Origin of the sequence: Clostridioides sp. ES-S-0001-03 (assembly GCF_020676075.1) — a bacterium.
Classification (GTDB): domain Bacteria; phylum Bacillota; class Clostridia; order Peptostreptococcales; family Peptostreptococcaceae; genus Clostridioides.
In genome coordinates this window covers 114994-134779 of record NZ_JACVWJ010000007.1, presented here as the reverse complement: position 1 = coordinate 134779, position 19786 = coordinate 114994, and the positions used below count along the sequence as shown (strand labels likewise).

Sequence of the window (19786 nt, the reverse complement as noted above, 5' to 3'; positions counted from 1 at the left end):
AAATATAAAATAGAGAGGACGATGAATATGATTTATCTAGACAATGCTGCAACTACATATCCAAAACCAGAAAGAGTTTATGATGCTGTTTTAGATTGTATGAAAAACTATTGTGCAAATCCAGGAAGAGCAGGGCATAAGCTTGCTATGCGAGCTGCTAGAGAAATTTATGATACAAGAGAAAATATAGCTAAGTTATTTAATGTAAGTAATCCTATGAATATAGTATTTACGTCTAATGCAACAGACTCTTTGAATTTAGCAATAAAAGGTGTATTACAAAAAGGAGATCATGTAATAACAACATCTATGGAACATAATTCAGTAATAAGACCTATAAAAGCTCTTGAGAAAAAAGGGGTTGAAAATACTGTAGTAAAATGTGATGATGAAGGTTTTTTAGATTATGAAGAGTTAGAAAAATCAATAAAGGATAACACTAAGCTGATTGTAACTACACATGCATCTAATGTATGTGGAACATTAATAGATATAAAAAAAGTTGGAGAAATAGCTAAGAAACATAATATAATATTCTTGGTAGATGCATCACAAACAGCAGGTGTTTATGATATAGATGTGAAGAAATGTAATATAGATATGTTGGCTATGCCAGGTCATAAATGCTTATTTGGACCTCAAGGAACAGGTATCTTATATGTAAGAGAAGGCCTAAATTTGAATATATTAAAAGAGGGTGGGACAGGTAGTAAATCAGAAGAAATGGTTCAACCAGAACTGTTCCCAGATAAATACGAGTCAGGAACTCATAATACTCCAGGTATAGCAGGGCTTAACCAAGGTGTATTATTTATATTTGAAAGAGGAATCAACAATATAAGACAACATGAAGAAGAATTATGTCAATATATGCTAAATAAGTTAGAAGGAGTATCAGATGTAAAGATATATGGACCAAAAGACAGTAAAAAAAGAGCCTCAGTAATAGCTATAAATATAGGAAACATGGATTCTGGAGAGGTTACTTTCTTATTAGATAGTGAATATAATATAGCAACTAGATCAGGAATACATTGTTCTCCATTAGCTCATACTACTTTAGGTACATTAAAACAAGGTGCGGTAAGATTCAGTATAGGATATTTTAATACGAAAGATGAGATAGATAAAGCAATAGATGCCTTGAAGAAAATTTCAAAAAATAAATAGTATAAATTACAACATAAAAATAGTGTCAACTTTATAGATAGTTGACACTATTTTTGTAACTTAATATAATTTAAAAACTTACTTTAAATAATCTCCATCTTCAAGAACTATATGACCGCTTTCATAGTTAGCGCCATCAACAGTAAGCTTTATTTGTTCAACATTCATGTTTTTTATGTAAGTACGTGCAACTGAATCAAGCATTAAAGTTTCTGCATCACTACCTAAGTTTGATTTTGTAAAATCAGAGTTAACATCTAATATACCAGTTTTTACACCATCAATATCTTTTGTAGTAAATGAATTTAGTTTTGCAGATTCTGGAATTACTTTAAGCTTTTGTAGCTCAGCAAATAAAGTGTTTTCATCAATTTTTTCTAAATCAACCTTATTCTCAATTAAATCTGTTTTGTCTACATCAAAAGAATAAATAACAGCAGACTCCGTCTTTTTTTCTTCCTTTGGAGCTGATGTAGACTTTTTATTAGGAACTTCTTTTTCATCATTATTTTCTTTATTGTTTTCTTCCTTTGGTTGCTCAACATTTGTATTATTTTTAGTTTCTTTTTTAGTTGCTTCATTTTGAGCATTGCTACATCCAACTGCCAATATAGATATAGATAATATACTTAACACTAACATTATTTTCTTGTTTTTCATAAAAATTACTCCTCTCAAGATACTATTCTTATATATAATTATAATCGTTATGACTGAATATATGAATACAAAATAGTAACAAATTTAAAAAATGATTTATTTAAGTTAATTAAATACAAAATAAACTAAATATTAGTCATTTTTATGGGAAATCATTTAATGTATAGAGAAAATATTGTAAAATAAAAGTAGTGTTTTTAAAATAAATATAAGTTATAATTATATTATAAAAAAATGTCTTCAAAAGGTGGGAATAGTATGGAAATTTTGAGCTTAGGAGAAAAGATTAAGAAATTAAGAAAAGAAAAAAATATGACATTAAAAGAGTTAGCTGGAGATAGAATAACAGCAGCACAAATAAGCCATATAGAGAGAGATAAATCTCATACTAGTTATGAACTGTTGGAATATCTAGGTGATAAGTTAGATGTAAGCGTGGAATATTTATTAGAAACAAAAGAAATGCAGTCAAAAAAGATAACAGATAATTTAATACTGCAAAGTGAAATTTATATAAAAGAGAATGAGTTAAACAAGGCTGAGGACCAAATAAAAGAAGTTTTAGATATATGTAAGAGATACGATTTAATGGAGAACTATGGCAGATGCAATTTTCTTATGGCTAACATTAACTTAAAAAAATCTAATTACAATAATGCTATAGAAAACTTTGAAAAGGCTTTATTTTTCTTTATAAAAAACAATGATAGTGAAAACATACTAAAGTGCTATTTAAACATAGGAAAGATATATATGCAAGAAGACTTTTATAAAGGTGCGATAAGTCACTTTAATTTTGCAGAGGAAATTTTGTCAGAGAATAAGTTTGAGGATATTAACGTATATAAGGAATTATATAGTAAGATGGCATATTGTTATATAAAATTAGATAATCCAAATATGTCATTAAAGTACATAGATAAAATAAATGAAATAGATAATAAAAATGATAGAAAAGAAGATGTCGATATTTTGGTGTTAAAAGCAAACAACATGCTTGAGATTGGAAAATATGAGGAATCAAAAGAGTATTTTAAAAAAGCACTAAAAATACTTGAAAATGAAGATAATAAAACTGGAATAGCAAATGTATACTTAACAATTTGTGATGTTTATAGAAAAATAGGTGAGACAGATAGAGTTCTTGAATATTCTCAAAAAGTGTACAACATAAAGAAAAATGATGAAGACGAATATATGATGTCAGGTTTATTCAAGATAATAGAAGCGTACATAGATAAAGAAGATTATGATTTAGCTAGAAAATATTGTAAAATAGCTTTAGCATCATCAATAAAAAATAAAAATAAGTTTAATGAGTATAAGGCATTAAAATTCTATTCTAATATGTATAAGAATCAAAATGAAATTACTCTTGCTATTGAGTACTTAATTAAATGTATAAAAATAGTATCAGACTTAGGTAATAATAAGATATTAGCAAACTTGTACATAGACTTAGGTCAATTATATTCAAGCATATCAAAAGAGAAAGAATTAGAGTACTACCAAAAGGGAGTATTTATGTATAAAAATTTAGAGATAATGTAAGTATAATAAACCTATAATAGTATAGAAACAATCTATAACAAGCAAGATAATATCTATGATAAAATATAAATTGTATGAATAATTTTAAGGAGATGAATCAAACAATGAGTATAAAAATAGATGCTAGAGGGCTTGCTTGTCCTAAACCAGTTATAAATACAAAAAAAGAATTAGATAATATAGAAGAAGGCATTGTAGTTACAACAGTTGACAATGAAACAGCAAAAGAAAATATATTAAAGCTTGCTAAATCTTTAAATTGTGAAGCAAGGATTGTTGATGAAAAAGAAAACTTAATTTCTATAGAAATTAAAAAAGGTAATAATGTTGTAGTTCAAAAAGAAGAAAGCGAACTAGAATATACATGTGTATTTATATCTTCAGATAAGATGGGATTGGGAAATGATGAATTAGGACAAGTATTAATAAAAGGTTTTATATATACTTTAACAGAATCAAAGCCATATCCTAAACATATACTTTTAGTTAATGGAGGAGTAAAATTAAGTGCTGAAAATGAAGCAACTATAGAAAATCTTAAAATACTTGAAGATGCAGGGGTAGAAATTTTATCTTGTGGAACCTGTTTAGATTACTATAATTTAAAAGAAAAATTACAAGTTGGTTCAGTTACAAATATGTACACTATAGTTGAAACATTAAAAAATGCATCAAATACTATTTCTATATAATGTATGTTTGTTTAACAATATAAAGTTAATAGGAAATATTAAACTAAAGAAAAGTAGATAGTCAGAAAGGATTAAGCAATGAATCAAATGTATATAGTATCATTTAATTCTACACATCATGCAATAAGGTCAGAAAAGCTATTTGGTGAAAATGGTTTAAAAGTAATGGCTCTTCCAACACCAAGAGAAATAACAGCAAGCTGTGGAATATCAATTAAATTTTCTTTTGAAGATATGAAAAAAATAAAGACAATTTTAGTTGAAAATAATGTAGATATAAAGGGAATTTACTGTATAAGTAAATTAGAGGATGGCTCAAGGGAAGCAAAGAAGTTAGATTAGGAGGCTAATTATTTATGCCAATGGATTTAAAAATAGGGGATATTGTTGAATTGAAAAAACAACATGCATGTGGATGTAAAGAGTTTGAAATCGTAAGAACTGGAATGGATATAAAGATAAAATGTACGAAATGTTCAAGGCTAATAATGCTTGATAGAGAGACATTAGAAAAGAGAGTAAAAAAGCTAATAAAAAAATGATATAAATTTAACATTTAAAAAATGTCAAATACCGTATATTAATATCCAAATTTTTGGTATAATAGAAATTGAAGAAAACATTTTCATGGGGGTGCTTTAATTATGGCAGTTAAATATGCAAAAAGAATGGAAGGTTTACAAGGATCTGAAATACGTGAGCTTTTAAAACTTACTCAACAACCACAAATAATATCTTTTGCGGGTGGAATGCCTGCTCCAGAATTATTTCCAGTTGAAGAAATGAAAAAAGTATCAGTTGCAGTGCTTGAAGAAAATGGAAGATCAGCTATGCAATATACTACAACAGAAGGATATGAACCATTAAGAGAAAAAATAGCAGCTAGAATGAATGACAAAAACAAAACTAATGTAGATAAAGATGATATATTAGTTACAAGTGGTTCTCAACAAGGTCTAGATTTTGCAGGAAAAGTATTTATTGATGAAGGTGATGTAATTTTATGTGAAAGCCCATCTTACATAGGAGCTATAAATGCATTTAAATCTTACCAACCTAAATTCATAGATGTTCCAACAGATTCTAATGGAATGATAATGGAAGAACTAGAAAAAATACTAGAAACAACTGATAGAATAAAAATGATTTATGTAATACCTGATTTCCAAAATCCAACAGGAAGAACTTGGCCACTTGAAAGACGTAAAAAATTCATGGAAATAGTAAATAAATATGAAATACCAGTAATAGAAGATAATCCATATGGAGATTTAAGATTTGAGGGAGAATCTTTACCATCTTTAAAATCAATGGATACAAAAGGATTAGTAATATTCTTAGGAACTTTCTCTAAAATATTCTGCCCAGGATACAGATTAGGATGGACTTGTGCTTCTCCAGAAATACTATCTAAATTTAACTTTGCAAAACAAGGTGCAGACTTACAAGCATCAACTATATCTCAAATGGAAGTAAGTAAATTTATGGATATGTATGACTTAGATGAACACGTTGATAAAATAAAAGCTGTTTATATCAAACGTAGAGATGTTATGCTTAAGACTATGGAAGAAGAATTCCCAGAAGGATTAGTATTTACTCATCCAGAAGGTGGATTATTTACATGGGTAGAGCTTCCAAGTAATTTAAATGCTAAAGAATTAATGCCAAAATGCTTAGAAAAGAATGTTGCTTATGTTGCTGGAGGAGGATTCTTCCCTAATGGTGGTAGAGAAAATACTTTCAGACTTAACTATTCAAATATGCCAGAAGAAAAAATAATAGAAGGTATCAAAAACATAGCATCAGTTTTAAAAGAAGCTATGGGTGTTGAAGCTTAATTAAAAATAATAACTTAAGATATATTATAAGGGATGGCAATAGCCATCCCTTGTTAATTTAAAAAATATATTTCACCTTATATTAAATATTAAAATTTGTCCAAAATTTAAATTGACATAAATAAGAAAAAATGATAAAATGTGTAGGTATGAGATTTTAGTCTCATTTCTCTGCTCTAAGAGTGTAGAGCCGTTAAGTCCAAAGGGAGGTGAATTATAGTGAGAAATTATGAATTAGTTTATGTAGTAAAGCCAAACTCTGATGAAGAAACAAGAGAAGCTGTACTAAACAAAGTTAAGGAAGTTGTTGCAACTGAAGGAGAAATAGTTAAAGTTGATACTTGGGGAACTAAAAAATTAGCTTATCCAATAGCTAAGTTTACAGAAGGTTTCTATGTGTTAGTTAACTTCAAATCAGCAGTAGACGTTCCTAAAGAAATAGACAGAAACTTAAAGATAAATGAAAACGTAATAAGACACATGATAGTTGTTGCTTAACAACTAGTTTTATTATAAAAAATAGGTGGTGTTTTTATGAATCAAGTTGTATTAGTGGGAAGGTTAACTAAAGACCCTGAATTAAGATACATCCCAGGTACAGGAACACCAGTGGCATCATTTACAATAGCCATTGATAGAGACTATGTAAAAAAAGATGGATCTAAAGAAACTGATTTTATACCTGTTGAAGTAATGGGTAAATCCGCTGAATTTTGTGCCAACTACATAACTAAAGGTAGATTAGTTGCACTTCAAGGATCGATAAGAGTAGACAATTATCAGACACAATCAGGCGAAAAAAGAACTTTTACAAAAGTAAGTACTAGATCGGTACAAGCTTTAGATAGCAAGAATAAATCGGAAAATTCATATAAAGAGAGTGCTCCAGCTTTTGAGCCAAGCTTTGAACCTCAAGGGTTAGACCCACAAGGTTTCCAAGCTATAGATGATGACGATATACCATTTTAAAAAGGAGGGAAAAAAGTCATGATGAATAAAAAAAGACGTAAGAAAAAAAGAGTTTGTCAATTTTGTGCTGACAAAAACGCTAAAATAGATTACAAAAGTACTCAGAGATTACAAAAGTATATAACTGAAAGAGGAAAGATATTACCAAGAAGAATATCTGGAACTTGTGCTAAGCATCAAAGAGAATTAACAGTTGCTATAAAAAGATCAAGAAATATAGCACTTTTACCATATACATTAGATTAAAAAATGAGCCTTGTGCTCATTTTTTATTATAGATATTTATATAAGTAAATGAGACGAGCTATAACGCTCGTTTTTTTGTTTATATACTTAAATATATTATTATTTATGATATAATATTATATATTAAGGAGGGTTGCAAACGTGAAAATAGATAAAGGTTCTGAGATAACAAGAAACATAAAGATAATAGAGTGGATGAAAACAGAAATATTAATGAGTGTAAGTGATTTGTTTAACTTATTATTTAAAGGGGTAAAACCTTTAGATGAGGCAATTCAAGATACTCTAGCAAATATAATAATGATAACATATCTCTTAGCAAAGAGATTAGGAATTAGTTTTAGAGACGTAGATTATAAAGTCAAGGAAAAAATAAAAATTGGTATAGAGGAAGACCATAGTGTTGAAAGATGGTATGGAGATTTATCTAACTTAAAAAAACATATGGATAATAGGGAGTGATATTAAATTGAATAATAAAATTAGACTATCTAAAGCCATGTCTATAATAGTTTTAGCTATAATAATTGCTTTAGTAATAGCCTATATTCCAATGCTAGGAATGTTTAGCATATTAGCAGCTGTCCCATATGTAATTATAGGTGCCATCACTGATAAAAAGTATTCTTTTTTATCTATTTTGATTACATTTTGTGTGCTAGTTTTATTTGCAGACATTTCGTATGCATTAAATATATGTATAATGTATTCTTTGCCAGGCATAGCAATAGGAAAGATGCTAAAGAGAAGTTTTGAGCAAGAAGATAGTAATAAATTTGAACCAATATATGGAGGAACAATAATATTTGTGCTTGCAATGGTTGTGTATTTCTTTGTATTGAAGACATTTTTAAATGTAAATTTATTAGATGAAGTTTCTAAAATGATAACAGAAATTGTAAATATTCAAAAAAATAGTTTTTCTGCAACTGAGCTTAAAGTATTTGATAAAATGAAGCCAGATGAAATTGTAAGTTATTTTACAAATATGCTACCAATGATGTTATTCTTACAGGGTTTATTATCAGCATTTGTAACATATTATTTAAGCGTATTCTTTATCAAAAGGATTACAAATTTGAATATAAGATTTCCTAAATTTGCTGACTTTTATTTACCAGGAAATGCTATAGTCACAACTTTTTTACTTTATTTATTAGTCTTATTTATTGAAATTATTGGCTCAAAATTATATACAGAATTAATAATGACTAATTTACAGCTAGTTTTTAACTTAATGTTTGTAATTCAAGGAATAGCAGTTTGTATTTATTATTTAAAGAAATGGATAAGACAAGGGCCAAATAAAATTATGTTTCTTTCAGGGATAATTTTATGTTTATTTGGATTTATGGGAATATCTTTTGTTGGTATGGTAGATAGTATAATTGACTTTAGAAAGGTGAGAAGTTATAAATCCACTTAGGAGGATAGAAATGAGTAATAAACAAACCTTTAAATTAAATATGCCAGAAATAAATTTATATATAATTATTATTGGTATTTCTAGTATAATTTTGCTTTATTACAACTTGTATGTAGGGTGTTTATTTTTCTGTATTTTTGCATATATGGTTTTTCACAATTGGAGAACAACTAATATTAGACGTCATGAATGGACAGAGTATATTCAAAATTTATCTTTAGATATAGATGAAACAACTAAGAAAGCTATAATAAATCTTCCAATACCACTATGTATTCTAGAATTTGATGGAAATATATCATGGTATAATGGAAAGTTTTATGATATGATTGGTCAAAAAGATTTACTTGATAAAAATATAGAAGATATAGTTAAAAATCTTAATTTAAGAAAAGTATTAAATGAAAATAAAGAGATGTACACTGAAATAAACTATAAGGATAGAGAATATACAATAGTTTATAATGTTATAAAAAATGATCAAGAAAAAAATCCTAAATATTTAATGATATTATACTGGATAGATAAGACAGAATATTTACAAGTAAAACAAGATTATGATGATGAAAAAGATGCAATGATGTTAATACAAGTAGATGGATATGATGAAGTATTAAAAAGTGCAGCAGAAGATAAGAGAGCTTTAATTAATGTTGAAGTAGAAAAAATACTTTCTGCTTTAGAATTAAATTCAAATGGTGCTTTGAGAAGGACTTCAAAAGATAAATTCTTCTTGGTAATGCATAAAAAAGAGTTAAAAAAATTGGAAGCTGAGAAGTTTTCTATTTTAGATACAATAAGACATATTGATTATGGAAATAATCTTCCTGTTACAATAAGTATAGGAATTGGTATAGATGGAGATACATTAAATGAGAACCTAAAACTTGCTACAGGTGCTCTTGATTTAGCACTTGGTAGAGGAGGAGACCAAGCTGTTGTAAAGACAAAAGATAAGTTTGTATTTTATGGTGGAAAGTCTAAGGCTGTAGAAAAGAAAACAAAAGTAAAATCTAGACTTATAGGTCATGCTCTGAGAGAGGTTATACAAGAAAGCGATCATGTTTATATAATGGGTCATAAATATCCTGACATGGACGCTATGGGAGCCGCAGTTGGGGTTTATGATATATGTAAATCTTGCAATAAGACAGCAAATATAGTTTTACAATCTGTAAATGAATCTATAGAGATATTTATAAACAAAATAAATGAAAGTAATTATTATAAGAAGTTGTTTATTGGAAAAGAGGAGGCTATTGATAACTGTACTAAAAATACACTAGTTGTTGTAGTTGATACTCATAGACCTAATTATACTGAATGTGAAGAACTCTTAAAGTTATCAGAGAAGGTAGTAGTAATAGACCATCATAGAAGAGGTGTAGAGTTTATAAATGATGCAGTGCTTTTATTCCATGAAATATATGTATCTTCAACATGTGAAATGGTTACAGAATTAGTTCAGTATATGGATGAAGAGGTAACAATCAATAAACTTACAGCTGAAGGTCTTTTAGCAGGAATAAGCTTAGATACTAAAAACTTTGCATTTAAAACAGGTGTGAGGACATTTGAAGCTGCTTCTTACCTTAGAAAAGTTGGAGCAGATACAATAGAAGTCAAGAAGTTTTTCAATTCTGATGTAAAAGATTTTATAATAAAGGCTGAAATAATTCAAAGTACAAAGATAATTAATAATAGAATATGTCTAGCATATTCAAGTACAGAAATAGATAGTATAAACGTCATAATAGCTCAAACTGCTGATGAGCTATTAAATATAAAAGAAGTAGAAGCCTCCTTTGTATTAGGAGAAAAAGATGATACTATATTTATAAGTGCAAGGTCTTTGGGGCAAATAAATGTACATGTACTTATGGAAAAATTAGGAGGCGGGGGACATATAGATATAGCTGGTGCACAGTTAAAAAATGTTTCTCTAAAAGAAGCTTACAAGATAGTAAATAAAATAATAGAGGAGTATTTAGAGGAGGAAGAATAGATGAAAGTTATATTATTAAAAGATGTAAAAGGAACTGGTAAAAAAGGGGAAATGAAAGAAGTAAGTGATGGATATGCAAGAAATTTCTTATTTCCTAAGAAAATGGCTGTGCAAGCAGATAGTGTAGCAATCAAGGAATTAAATGAAAAGAATAAATCTAAAGAAATAAAAGCTCAAAAAGAATATGAAGAAGCTGTTTTACTAGGAAAACAAATGGAAGAAATTAATATAGAAATATATTCAAAATCAGGTGAAGGTGGAAGATTATTTGGTTCAATAACAGCCAAAGAGATAGCTGAGCAATTGAAGAAACAAAAAGATATAGATGTAGACAAAAGAAAGATTTTATTAGATGAACCAATAAGAACTTTAGGTTCAACATTTGTAGAAATAAAAATACATCAAAAAGTAACTACTAAAATAAGAGTAGATGTAAAAGAAAAACAGTAATAACTAGAGGTGATAAAGATGGAAGACATGACGAGAATTCCTCCTCACAGTGTAGAATCAGAGCAGTCAATATTAGGTTCTATACTGCTAGACAAAGATGCTATAATAACAGTTACAGAAACTATAAGGCCTGATGACTTCTATAAAGAGGCTCACAAAATAATATATGAATGTATGATAACTTTAAGCAATAAAGGTGAGCCTATAGACTTAATAACATTGACAGAAGAGCTAAGAAAACAAGGGCATCTTAATGATATTGGAGGAATCAGTTATATTACAAGTCTTTCTACAATAGTGCCAACAACTTCAAATGTAAAATACTATGCTGATATAGTAAAAGAAAAGTCTGTACTTAGAAAGCTTATAAAAGCATCTAATGAAATAATAAATCTAGGATATAGTGGAGCAACGAAAATTGAAGATGTTTTGGAACAAGCTGAAAAGAGAATATTTGATATATCACAGGAAAAAACTAGTGATGATTTTAAATCTATAAACTTAGTTTTGATGGATGCCTATGATATGATAGAAAAATTATATACAAATAAAAGCGATGTAACTGGTATAACTACTGGTTTTAAAGATTTAAATAAAAAAATAAATGGTCTTCAAAGAACAGATTTAATATTAGTTGCGGCAAGACCTGCAATGGGTAAAACGGCCTTTTCTTTAAATTTAGTACAAAATGCAGCTTTAAAAGGAGATGCTTCTGTAGCTGTGTTTAGTTTAGAGATGTCAAAAGAACAGTTAGTACAACGTATGCTATCTTCGCAATCTAGTGTAGAATTGAAAAAGATAAAGACTGGAACACTTAATGATAATGATTGGCCTAGGATTATAGATGCAATGGCAGTACTGTCAGATGCAAAAATACACATAGATGATACTCCTGGAATAAAAATATCAGAATTAAGGTCAAAGTGCAGAAAGTTAAAGATAGAAAAAGGTCTAGATTTAGTGCTTATAGATTATCTTCAACTTATGGAAGGTGAAGGTAATAATGAAAGTAGACAACAAGAAATATCTAAAATATCAAGGTCATTAAAAGTATTAGCAAAAGAATTAAATTGTCCTGTAGTAGCATTATCTCAGTTATCACGTGCCCCAGAGCAAAGAGCAGACCATAGACCTATGTTATCTGATTTAAGAGAATCTGGAGCAATTGAGCAGGATGCAGATATAGTTATGTTTTTGTATAGAGATGAATACTATCATGCTGATTCTGAGAGTAAAAATATAGGAGAAATAATAATAGCAAAAAATAGACATGGTGAAACTGGTTCTGTGGAACTAGTTTGGCTTGGTGAGGTTCAAAGATTTGGGGATAAGTTGAGAGACCTATAATTTAACTAATATCCACAGAACATCCTTTCTTTCTACAGGAAAAATGTGGATACATGTCACTAAATATGTCTAAACCTTGAAATTTAGCTAAAAAATTATCCACACTATCCACAGATAGCCTGTTGATAAGTGTGAATAAGTAGATAAAGCAAGCTTTTAGCTTGCTTTATCTGTGTATAAGTATTAATTATCAGGAGGAATAATATGGAAAAAATAAGCTTAAAATGTATATATCCCAATATAATTAAAGTACTTGATGAAATAAACTTATTTAGGATAGTTGATAATAATTTAAAAGAATCAATTGTTGTTTATGCTAGTATTGTGGACAATCAATATCATATAAACATGACTAATACAAACTTTGGAAATATAATTAATGTATGTAAATTAGAAAAACTTTTAGACGTGGACAAGTTTATAGAAAAAGTTATAAAAAATAGCACAGAAATTAAAAAAATAGATGACTTTTCAAAAATAGAAGAGTATCTGTTAAATATTGGAGAACGTTAAAAAAGTTGAAAAAAATACGAATATTTGATAGAATAAATAAGTAAAGCGTTCGAGAGTATATAAAATATAGAGGTGAATTACATGAAAACAGTTGCAATTGTTGGTTCTCAATGGGGAGATGAAGGTAAAGGTAAAGTTATCGATTATCTTGCTACTCAAGCAGATGTAGTAGTAAGAGGACAAGGTGGAAATAATGCAGGTCATACATTAGTTGTTGAAGGTAAAAAATATGCATTACACTTAATTCCATCTGGAGTTTTAAATCCAAAGACAGTGAACATAATCGGAAATGGAATAGTATTTGACCCTAAAGGATTCTTAGAAGAATTAGAAATGTTTAAAGCAGATAATATAAATACAGAAAACATAAAAATTAGCGATAGAGCTCATGTTATATTCCCATACCATAAAGAGCTAGATGCATTATCAGAAGAAGCTAGAGGCGATTTAAAGATAGGTACGACAAAAAAAGGTATTGGACCTTGCTATATGGATAAGACAGAGAGATCTGGAATCAGAATATGTGATTTAATGGATAAAGATAAATTTGCCATAAAATTAAAGGCTCAGATAGAAGCTAAAAACAAATTAGTTAGAAACATATATGGAAAAGAAGAATTATTTGATTTTGAAGCTATATATAATGAATATATTGGGTATGCAGAACAAATAAAAAAATATGTAGCAGATACATCAGTTATTGTATATGACGCGGTAAAAGCAGGTAAAAAAGTGTTATTTGAAGGAGCACAAGGTACTTTATTAGACTTAGACTTAGGAACTTATCCATTTGTTACATCTTCTCATCCAATATCTGGGGGATTTGCTATTGGTGCAGGTATAGGACCAAATATGATAAAGGATGTTGTTGGTATAGTAAAAGCTTATACTACAAGAGTTGGAGAAGGTCCATTTGTTACAGAACAAATAAATGAAACTGGTGATAAGATAAGAGAACAAGGGCATGAATTTGGAGTAACTACTGGTAGACCAAGAAGATGCGGGTGGTTTGATGCTGTTATAGTAAAATATGCAGCTAGAGTTAATGGATTAACTAGTATTTCATTTATGTTATTAGATGTGTTAACTGGATTTGACAAAATTAAAGTTTGTACATCTTATAAAATGGACGATAAAATAATAACAGATTTCCCAGCTTCGTTAGATGATTTAGCAAAATGTGAACCTATATATGAAGAATTAGATGGATGGAATGAAGATATAACTCAAGTAGACAATTTTGATGACCTTCCAGAAAATGCAAAGAAATATATTGCTAAAATAGAAGAGTTGATTGGAGTAAGTGTAGATATGGTTTCTGTTGGGCCTAATAGAGCTCAAACTATAATAAGAAAAAACATATTTGCTTAGTATCTTAAGTAAGTGATTTAAATTATAAATGATTAAAAAAAGAGTATCTCAAGATAATATTTACAATTATTAGAGATGCTCTTTTATATTGAGTTAAAATTATTTATGTATATTTTAATAAAATTAAGGTCGAATTTATACCCTTGAATTAGATGTCTTATTTAGATGATTTTGTTGAAAATCAATGATTCAGGATTATTTTAATTATGTACTAAAAAAAATAAAAAAAACTGTTGACTAAAAGTTATACAGCAGTTATAATATAACTTGTGAGTGAAAGAAACGACGAAAAAAGTCGAAAAAATGTGGTCTATTAGCTCAGTCGGTAGAGCACCTGACTTTTAATCAGGGTGTCCCGCGTTCGAGTCGCGGATAGATCACCAAATCATGGCTCGTTGGTCAAGAGGTTAAGACACCGCCCTTTCACGGCGGTAACAGGGGTTCAATTCCCCTACGAGTCACCAATATGGGACTATAGCTCAGCTGGGAGAGCACCTGCCTTACAAGCAGGGGGTCACAGGTTCGAGCCCTGTTAGTCCCACCAGTTTTTAGATGAAAAATACTATATATGCTGGTGTGGCTCAACGGTAGAGCAGCTGACTTGTAATCAGCAGGTTGTAGGTTCGATTCCTATCACCAGCTCCACAAAATACATACATGTAAATTAATATAATTTTCTATGCTACAGGATACTTTTAGGTATCTTTTTTTTAATTGCGTCAAAAATTAATTATAATTAAATTTTTAAATATTATACAATATCATATATTTAGAAACAGAGTCTATAAATGTACTATAATAAATTTAAATAATGCAATATATTAAGAATGATATTAATATATATAAAATTACAAACTAGATAAATGATTAGTATATTAAAAGGTATATTAGGAATATAATTAGAAAAACTGAATGGATAATGTGATTATATAGTATAAGTTTTAAACAGAGAAGCAAGTATGTTCTTACCTCTCTATTTAAAAATAAAAAAATGTTTTTTAAGGGCTACGTTATTTAAATCTCTCCCATCTCAAATCATCTCCAGTAAATTCTAAAATTCTAAACTTATCTAAAATCCTAGATAGAATTCTTTGAGTATAAGTATTTCCTATTTGAGATGGTGTTAAGTTGGTTGATATAATAATCTTTTTACCAGCAACAAGTCTTGTGTTTACAATATTGAAAATCTCTCCACTAGTAAAAGAATTATTAAGTTCAGTGCCAAGGTCATCTATTATTAATAAATCACAATCAAACAAGTTTTTATAATTTTCTTCACTTATTTGATTGTTTGGGTCTCTTCTAAATTTATAGTCTTCAAGAATATCTAAAATTCTAAAAGATGTTTGATAAATTACAACATTACCTTTGTCTAACAATTCTTTTGCAATACAGTTACACATATATGTTTTACCTAGTCCAGTAGAACCATAAAACAATAAGTTTTCACTATTATCTACCTTAAAGTCATGAACAAAATTTTCGCAGATACTTAGATTATTTAACATATTTTCTCTTGGAGATATTTCTCCATCAGGACTCTTTTTAGGAGAAAATATATTCAAGTTAAAATTCGAAAAATTTTCCTGACTTAAAATTCTATCTAAATTAGACATTTTATAAGCCTCATTTACAATTTCTTGTTTTAGACAAGAACATTTTTCACCATTAGGTAAAAATCCTTTGTCTTTACAAGAGTCACATTGAAACTTTATTTCTAAGTAATCAAGAGATATGTTGTTTTTAACTAAAAGTTCTTCTTTTCTCAATTTTAAAGATTCTATAGTTTTCTTAGACTCATTTACAATTTCATCTTTAGATTTAGGATTTAAAAGAACTGTTTTAGCTAAGTTAAGACCTATTTTAGAAATATCATCATCTATAGATTTTATCTCAGGAATTCTATTATAGACCTCATTTTTTCTATGTTCCAATAGTAGCTCATTTTTATCTCTTTTATTGGCATATTTAGCCAGTATTTTTCTTATTTTATCTTCATTCATTTAATCACCTACTTAAACTTTTCTTTTTGACTTTTTTTAATAATTTCATCGAGTTCATCAGATGTATATTGAGTAAATGTTTCGTTGAAATTATGAAACTTAGTTTTCTTGTAAGTATTGTTGTTTTGAGTAGTATTAATCTGCTTCTTATTAATATTCTCCTTAACTATACGTTCTTCCTCTTTTTGCTTTAAATCATTTAAATTTTTTATATTTTTTTCGTGCCAATTTTTAATTATTCCATTTATATAAGATATACTTGGGTTTGGTATATTCTTAGATTTAGAACATGCATTTACTATTAAGTCCATATCCATGTCAAATTTATCAAACCAAGCATCTATGAGTTCTTTTTCTGATTTCGTTGCTTGTCTTGAAAATCCCAATTCATTGAAAATAGTTTTATATAAAATATATCGTTCACTTCTAATCAAGAAGCTGTCTTCAACATCTTTTGGGGTATATAAATTTGAATCATACCAGTTTCTAATAATGCCTTCGATGTATTTAACTGGTTTAGATGTACCAGTTTTATCTTTAACATATTCATAAGCACAAAGTATCATATCAGGGCCCATGTTGTATTTATTCATTATATCCATAATACTTATTTTTTCACTTGGGTCAAGATATCGACCAACTATTTTATTTATAGAATTGAACATCTTTCTAATACTTGGATTTTCAGAAGTAGATACAACTTTATCTGTATTAGATTTTACAGATGAATTATTACCTAATATATTTTCGATATAGAAATTTTTTAAATCTAAAAATTCTATTGAATAATTAAAATTATCATATTCTCCATTATCATGTATTTTTATAATCTTTTTTTCTTCCCAGAATTTCCAAGCAGATAGTACATCAGACAAAGGTATATTTAGGTTCTTGGCTATTGAGCTATTGTCAAACTTAGGATTAGAAGTAATATCACATGCCTGTCTATAGCCTAAAAGATAAACTTTTACGTATAACCCGTCCGCCATTGGCATAAATATATCTATAAAGATATTGGGAATAGTGATTTCACCTAAATCTATTTCATTGCTTTCTTTGAAAAACATTTTATCACCTCAGATTAAATTATATCATTTTTTGTATTACATTTGGTTGTAAACAAATAAAAGGTCATAAGATTAGCATGTAAATATTTTCTAAAAGTATTCATTTTAAAAAGGAGGAGATATTTTGGTTATAAAATTCAACCAAAAAGTAAGAAGAACATTATCAGTAGCAATTTTATTTATGGTACTAATAATAGGTTGCTTCATAGAAAAGGATGACAGTTTAGAAACGTACAAAGAAAAATCTAATTCAAAGATAAATCAATATAATATGGATGTTATATTTGATGATGAAACTAAGAGGTTAATGTGCAATCAGAGTGTTGAGTACATAAATAAGACAAAATCAAACATGGATAAAATATATTTCCATATATATCCGAATGCTTTTTCTAAAAAAGAATTTGCTCCTTTTGAAAAAGATGAGATGACAAGAGCCTATCCTAATGGATTCAATGAAGGATATATAGATATAAAAAACATACTAAATAATAGCAGTAAAATGGAATATAAAATCAAAGGAGATAAAAATGATATACTAGAAATAGAATTGGGGAAAGAGTTAAAGCCAAATGAAAAGATATCTCTGGATATAAAATATAACGTAAAAATACCAAACTCAGTGGGAAGGTTTGGATATGGAGAAAACACTATAAATATTACTAATTGGTTTCCTATAGCTTGTGTTAATGATGAAAGAGGATGGAATCTAAAGAGTTATGAAACTATTGGGGACCCATTTTATAGTGAAACTAGTGATTTTCATGTGAAACTATTGATTCCAAATAAGTATAAGATTGCTCATACAGGTAAACTTGTTAATGACAAACATGATAACAAGAAAATGTTGTATGAGATAGAAGCTGAAAACGTTAGGGATTTTGCATTTATATTAAGTAGTAAATTTGATGTAAATAAAGTTGACTCAAAGGGTGTAGCTATTAGTACATACAATTTAAATAAGAAACTTTCTAGCAGAGCAACAGAGATTGCAAAAGATTCAATAAATATATTTAGTGAGTTGTTTGGCAAATACCCATATAAAGAATATTCTGTTGTAGCAAGTGATTTCTTTATAGGTGGAATGGAATATCCAATGCTTGTTATGATAGACCAAAGCTTATATAATGAAAAAAATGAGTTTTTACTTGAGTATGTTATAGCACATGAAACAGCGCATCAATGGTGGTATTCTGCTGTTGGAAATGATGAAATAAGTGAACCTTGGTTAGATGAAGCACTTACTGAATATTCTACAATAGTTTATTTTGAACAAAAATATGGAAAAGAAATGGCAAATAAACTTATAAAAACTATGCAAATACAAACAAAGAGTTATTTGAGTGAAAACATATTTAAACCATCAAATGAGTATAAAAATTCTACTGAATACAGTTTAAATGTTTATACAAAAGGAGCAACAGCTTTTAATGAAGTAAGAAAAGAAGTTGGAGATAAGGTATTCTTTGAAACACTAAATGAATATTACAATAAATACAAACATAAAAATGCCAATGGAAGAGCTTTTGTAGAGTTATGGAACAGTAAAGGGGTAGATATAAATAAGATTATAAGTGAATACAAGTAAATTTCGTACAGAGTATTAAATTTTATTTAATACTCTGTTTTTTTGGTATAATATAATTTATAAGGCAGAAAAAGAGGTGAAATAATGCTAAAGTATTGTTCAGTGGGAAGTGGTAGTAGTGGAAATTGCCACTATATAGGATATAAAAATACTAATATACTGGTAGATGCAGGATTAAGTGGAAAGAGAATAACTACAGGTCTTAAAGACATTGGAGTAGATTCAGATAAATTAAAAGGGATATTTATAACTCATGAGCATATTGACCATATAAAAGGGGCAGGTATATTGTCAAGAAAGTTTGACATACCAGTGTTTGCTAATATAAAGACATGGTGTTCTATGAAAGACAAGCTTGGTGATATTAAGGACAAAAATATGAAGGTCTTTGAAAATGATAAAACTTATTCATTAGGAGATGTTATAGTAAGACCTTTTTCAATAGAACATGATGCAGCTGACCCAGTTGGATATAATTTCTATACAGAAAACGATGAAAAAATGTCTATAGCTACTGATATAGGGTGTATTACTGAAAATATAAAAAAACATCTATATAAATCTAAATTAGTGGTATTAGAATCAAATTATGACCCTAATATGCTTATGATGGGTTCATATACATATGCTTTAAAGAAAAGAGTAATGTCAGATACAGGACATTTATCTAATGAAGATGCAGCAAATTTCTGTGTTGAACTTATTGATAAAGGTACAGAATCTATATTATTAGCACATTTAAGTAAAGAAAATAATTTTCCAGAATTGGCATATGAAACTTCAAAGGGAGTATTAGCATCAAACGATATAGTAGTTGGGCAAGATGTAAAACTAGATGTATTATCACGCAATGATGTTTCTAATGTTTATAAGATGAAGTAGAGGTG

21 protein-coding genes and 4 tRNA genes are annotated in these 19786 nt (G+C 28.3%); 22 read left to right on the top strand and 3 right to left on the bottom strand.

Translation table 11 applies throughout. The features are described 5' to 3' along the window. Positions 1–27 precede the first annotated feature (27 nt). A complete protein-coding gene (locus tag IC174_RS15365) occupies positions 28–1170 on the top strand; it encodes an aminotransferase class V-fold PLP-dependent enzyme (protein WP_227483328.1) in 1143 nt (380 codons plus the stop codon). A 78-nt stretch (positions 1171–1248) separates the two neighbouring features. Here the strand turns inward: IC174_RS15365 and IC174_RS15360 are convergent, their stop codons facing one another. Continuing rightward, positions 1249–1830 (bottom strand): GerMN domain-containing protein, encoded by a 582-nt coding sequence (locus tag IC174_RS15360; protein ID WP_227436554.1) that lies wholly within the window; start codon positions 1828–1830, stop codon positions 1249–1251. Positions 1831–2088: 258 nt separating this feature from the next. On the opposite strand from IC174_RS15360, the gene rstA reads away from it, so the two are divergent. From rstA to IC174_RS15265, 19 genes are all read left to right on the top strand, one after another. After that, positions 2089–3381, top strand: coding sequence for a toxin production/motility transcriptional repressor RstA (gene rstA / locus IC174_RS15355; RefSeq protein WP_227436552.1), 1293 nt, complete (start codon positions 2089–2091; stop codon positions 3379–3381). A gap of 104 nt (positions 3382–3485) precedes the next feature. Beyond that, a complete protein-coding gene (gene yedF / locus IC174_RS15350; RefSeq protein WP_227483327.1) occupies positions 3486–4073 on the top strand; it encodes a sulfurtransferase-like selenium metabolism protein YedF in 588 nt (195 codons plus the stop codon). Positions 4074–4151: 78 nt separating this feature from the next. Further along, on the top strand, positions 4152–4415 hold the full coding sequence (locus IC174_RS15345) for a DUF3343 domain-containing protein (protein ID WP_227436548.1): 264 nt from the start codon (positions 4152–4154) through the stop codon (positions 4413–4415). 14 nt (positions 4416–4429) lie between these two features. Further along, positions 4430–4615 carry a DUF951 domain-containing protein gene (locus IC174_RS15340; protein ID WP_054275506.1) on the top strand — a complete coding sequence of 62 codons (186 nt, stop codon included), beginning with the start codon at positions 4430–4432 and terminating at the stop codon, positions 4613–4615. Between the two features lie 102 nt (positions 4616–4717). Next, positions 4718–5914: a PLP-dependent aminotransferase family protein gene (locus tag IC174_RS15335; protein ID WP_227436546.1), complete on the top strand. Its 1197-nt coding sequence runs from the start codon at positions 4718–4720 to the stop codon at positions 5912–5914. Positions 5915–6133: 219 nt separating this feature from the next. Next, entirely contained in the window at positions 6134–6412 is a 279-nt protein-coding gene (gene rpsF / locus IC174_RS15330; protein WP_227436544.1) for a 30S ribosomal protein S6, read from the top strand. A gap of 36 nt (positions 6413–6448) precedes the next feature. Beyond that, on the top strand, positions 6449–6883 hold the full coding sequence (locus IC174_RS15325) for a single-stranded DNA-binding protein (protein ID WP_227436543.1): 435 nt from the start codon (positions 6449–6451) through the stop codon (positions 6881–6883). Between the two features lie 18 nt (positions 6884–6901). Continuing rightward, a complete protein-coding gene (gene rpsR / locus IC174_RS15320) occupies positions 6902–7129 on the top strand; it encodes a 30S ribosomal protein S18 (protein ID WP_021386573.1) in 228 nt (75 codons plus the stop codon). A 141-nt stretch (positions 7130–7270) separates the two neighbouring features. Beyond that, the gene (locus IC174_RS15315) at positions 7271–7591 is read left to right on the top strand and encodes a MazG-like family protein (RefSeq protein WP_227436541.1); all 321 of its coding nucleotides are present in this window, start codon (positions 7271–7273) and stop codon (positions 7589–7591) included. Positions 7592–7598: 7 nt separating this feature from the next. Beyond that, entirely contained in the window at positions 7599–8555 is a 957-nt protein-coding gene (locus IC174_RS15310; RefSeq protein WP_227436539.1) for a YybS family protein, read from the top strand. A gap of 10 nt (positions 8556–8565) precedes the next feature. After that, positions 8566–10560, top strand: a complete 1995-nt coding sequence (locus IC174_RS15305; protein WP_227436537.1) for a DHH family phosphoesterase — start codon at positions 8566–8568, stop codon at positions 10558–10560. Continuing rightward, a complete protein-coding gene (rplI, locus tag IC174_RS15300; protein WP_054275501.1) occupies positions 10561–11010 on the top strand; it encodes a 50S ribosomal protein L9 in 450 nt (149 codons plus the stop codon). 18 nt (positions 11011–11028) lie between these two features. Next, positions 11029–12357 (top strand): replicative DNA helicase, encoded by a 1329-nt coding sequence (dnaB, locus tag IC174_RS15295; RefSeq protein ID WP_227483326.1) that lies wholly within the window; start codon positions 11029–11031, stop codon positions 12355–12357. Positions 12358–12561: 204 nt separating this feature from the next. Beyond that, positions 12562–12870, top strand: coding sequence for a hypothetical protein (locus IC174_RS15290; RefSeq protein WP_227436532.1), 309 nt, complete (start codon positions 12562–12564; stop codon positions 12868–12870). An 81-nt stretch (positions 12871–12951) separates the two neighbouring features. Further along, positions 12952–14241 (top strand): adenylosuccinate synthase, encoded by a 1290-nt coding sequence (locus tag IC174_RS15285; RefSeq protein WP_227436530.1) that lies wholly within the window; start codon positions 12952–12954, stop codon positions 14239–14241. Between the two features lie 307 nt (positions 14242–14548). After that, a tRNA-Lys gene (locus IC174_RS15280) sits at positions 14549–14624 on the top strand. Positions 14625–14630: 6 nt separating this feature from the next. Next, positions 14631–14705: transfer RNA gene (locus IC174_RS15275), tRNA-Glu, on the top strand. Positions 14706–14709: 4 nt separating this feature from the next. Beyond that, positions 14710–14785, top strand: a tRNA-Val gene (locus IC174_RS15270). Positions 14786–14811: 26 nt separating this feature from the next. Continuing rightward, positions 14812–14886, top strand: a tRNA-Thr gene (locus IC174_RS15265). A 365-nt stretch (positions 14887–15251) separates the two neighbouring features. Here IC174_RS15265 and IC174_RS15260 read toward each other — a convergent pair. Both IC174_RS15260 and IC174_RS15255 read right to left on the bottom strand, forming a co-directional pair. Then, a complete protein-coding gene (locus IC174_RS15260) occupies positions 15252–16244 on the bottom strand; it encodes an ATP-binding protein (RefSeq protein WP_227436528.1) in 993 nt (330 codons plus the stop codon). An 8-nt stretch (positions 16245–16252) separates the two neighbouring features. After that, entirely contained in the window at positions 16253–17311 is a 1059-nt protein-coding gene (locus IC174_RS15255) for a DnaD domain protein (RefSeq protein ID WP_227483325.1), read from the bottom strand. A 124-nt stretch (positions 17312–17435) separates the two neighbouring features. Here IC174_RS15255 and IC174_RS15250 point away from each other — a divergent pair, with 124 nt between their 5' ends. Both IC174_RS15250 and IC174_RS15245 read left to right on the top strand, forming a co-directional pair. Beyond that, positions 17436–18899 (top strand): M1 family metallopeptidase, encoded by a 1464-nt coding sequence (locus IC174_RS15250; RefSeq protein ID WP_227483324.1) that lies wholly within the window; start codon positions 17436–17438, stop codon positions 18897–18899. 84 nt (positions 18900–18983) lie between these two features. Then, positions 18984–19781: an MBL fold metallo-hydrolase gene (locus tag IC174_RS15245; RefSeq protein WP_227436522.1), complete on the top strand. Its 798-nt coding sequence runs from the start codon at positions 18984–18986 to the stop codon at positions 19779–19781. The last annotated feature ends 5 nt before the right edge of the window (positions 19782–19786 follow it).

Excerpts from the sequence above, each read along its gene's own strand:
- IC174_RS15365 (WP_227483328.1), top strand. The coding sequence starts at position 28 with ATGATTTATCTAGACAATGCTGCAACTACATATCCAAAACCAGAAAGA.
- IC174_RS15360 (WP_227436554.1), bottom strand. The coding sequence starts at position 1,830 with ATGAAAAACAAGAAAATAATGTTAGTGTTAAGTATATTATCTATATCT.
- rstA (WP_227436552.1), top strand. The coding sequence starts at position 2,089 with ATGGAAATTTTGAGCTTAGGAGAAAAGATTAAGAAATTAAGAAAAGAA.
- yedF (WP_227483327.1), top strand. The coding sequence starts at position 3,486 with ATGAGTATAAAAATAGATGCTAGAGGGCTTGCTTGTCCTAAACCAGTT.
- IC174_RS15345 (WP_227436548.1), top strand. The coding sequence starts at position 4,152 with ATGAATCAAATGTATATAGTATCATTTAATTCTACACATCATGCAATA.
- IC174_RS15340 (WP_054275506.1), top strand. The coding sequence starts at position 4,430 with ATGCCAATGGATTTAAAAATAGGGGATATTGTTGAATTGAAAAAACAA.
- IC174_RS15335 (WP_227436546.1), top strand. The coding sequence starts at position 4,718 with ATGGCAGTTAAATATGCAAAAAGAATGGAAGGTTTACAAGGATCTGAA.
- IC174_RS15325 (WP_227436543.1), top strand. The coding sequence starts at position 6,449 with ATGAATCAAGTTGTATTAGTGGGAAGGTTAACTAAAGACCCTGAATTA.
- rpsR (WP_021386573.1), top strand. The coding sequence starts at position 6,902 with ATGATGAATAAAAAAAGACGTAAGAAAAAAAGAGTTTGTCAATTTTGT.
- IC174_RS15305 (WP_227436537.1), top strand. The coding sequence starts at position 8,566 with ATGAGTAATAAACAAACCTTTAAATTAAATATGCCAGAAATAAATTTA.
- rplI (WP_054275501.1), top strand. The coding sequence starts at position 10,561 with ATGAAAGTTATATTATTAAAAGATGTAAAAGGAACTGGTAAAAAAGGG.
- dnaB (WP_227483326.1), top strand. The coding sequence starts at position 11,029 with ATGGAAGACATGACGAGAATTCCTCCTCACAGTGTAGAATCAGAGCAG.
- IC174_RS15290 (WP_227436532.1), top strand. The coding sequence starts at position 12,562 with ATGGAAAAAATAAGCTTAAAATGTATATATCCCAATATAATTAAAGTA.
- IC174_RS15285 (WP_227436530.1), top strand. The coding sequence starts at position 12,952 with ATGAAAACAGTTGCAATTGTTGGTTCTCAATGGGGAGATGAAGGTAAA.
- IC174_RS15260 (WP_227436528.1), bottom strand. The coding sequence starts at position 16,244 with ATGAATGAAGATAAAATAAGAAAAATACTGGCTAAATATGCCAATAAA.
- IC174_RS15255 (WP_227483325.1), bottom strand. The coding sequence starts at position 17,311 with ATGTTTTTCAAAGAAAGCAATGAAATAGATTTAGGTGAAATCACTATT.
- IC174_RS15245 (WP_227436522.1), top strand. The coding sequence starts at position 18,984 with ATGCTAAAGTATTGTTCAGTGGGAAGTGGTAGTAGTGGAAATTGCCAC.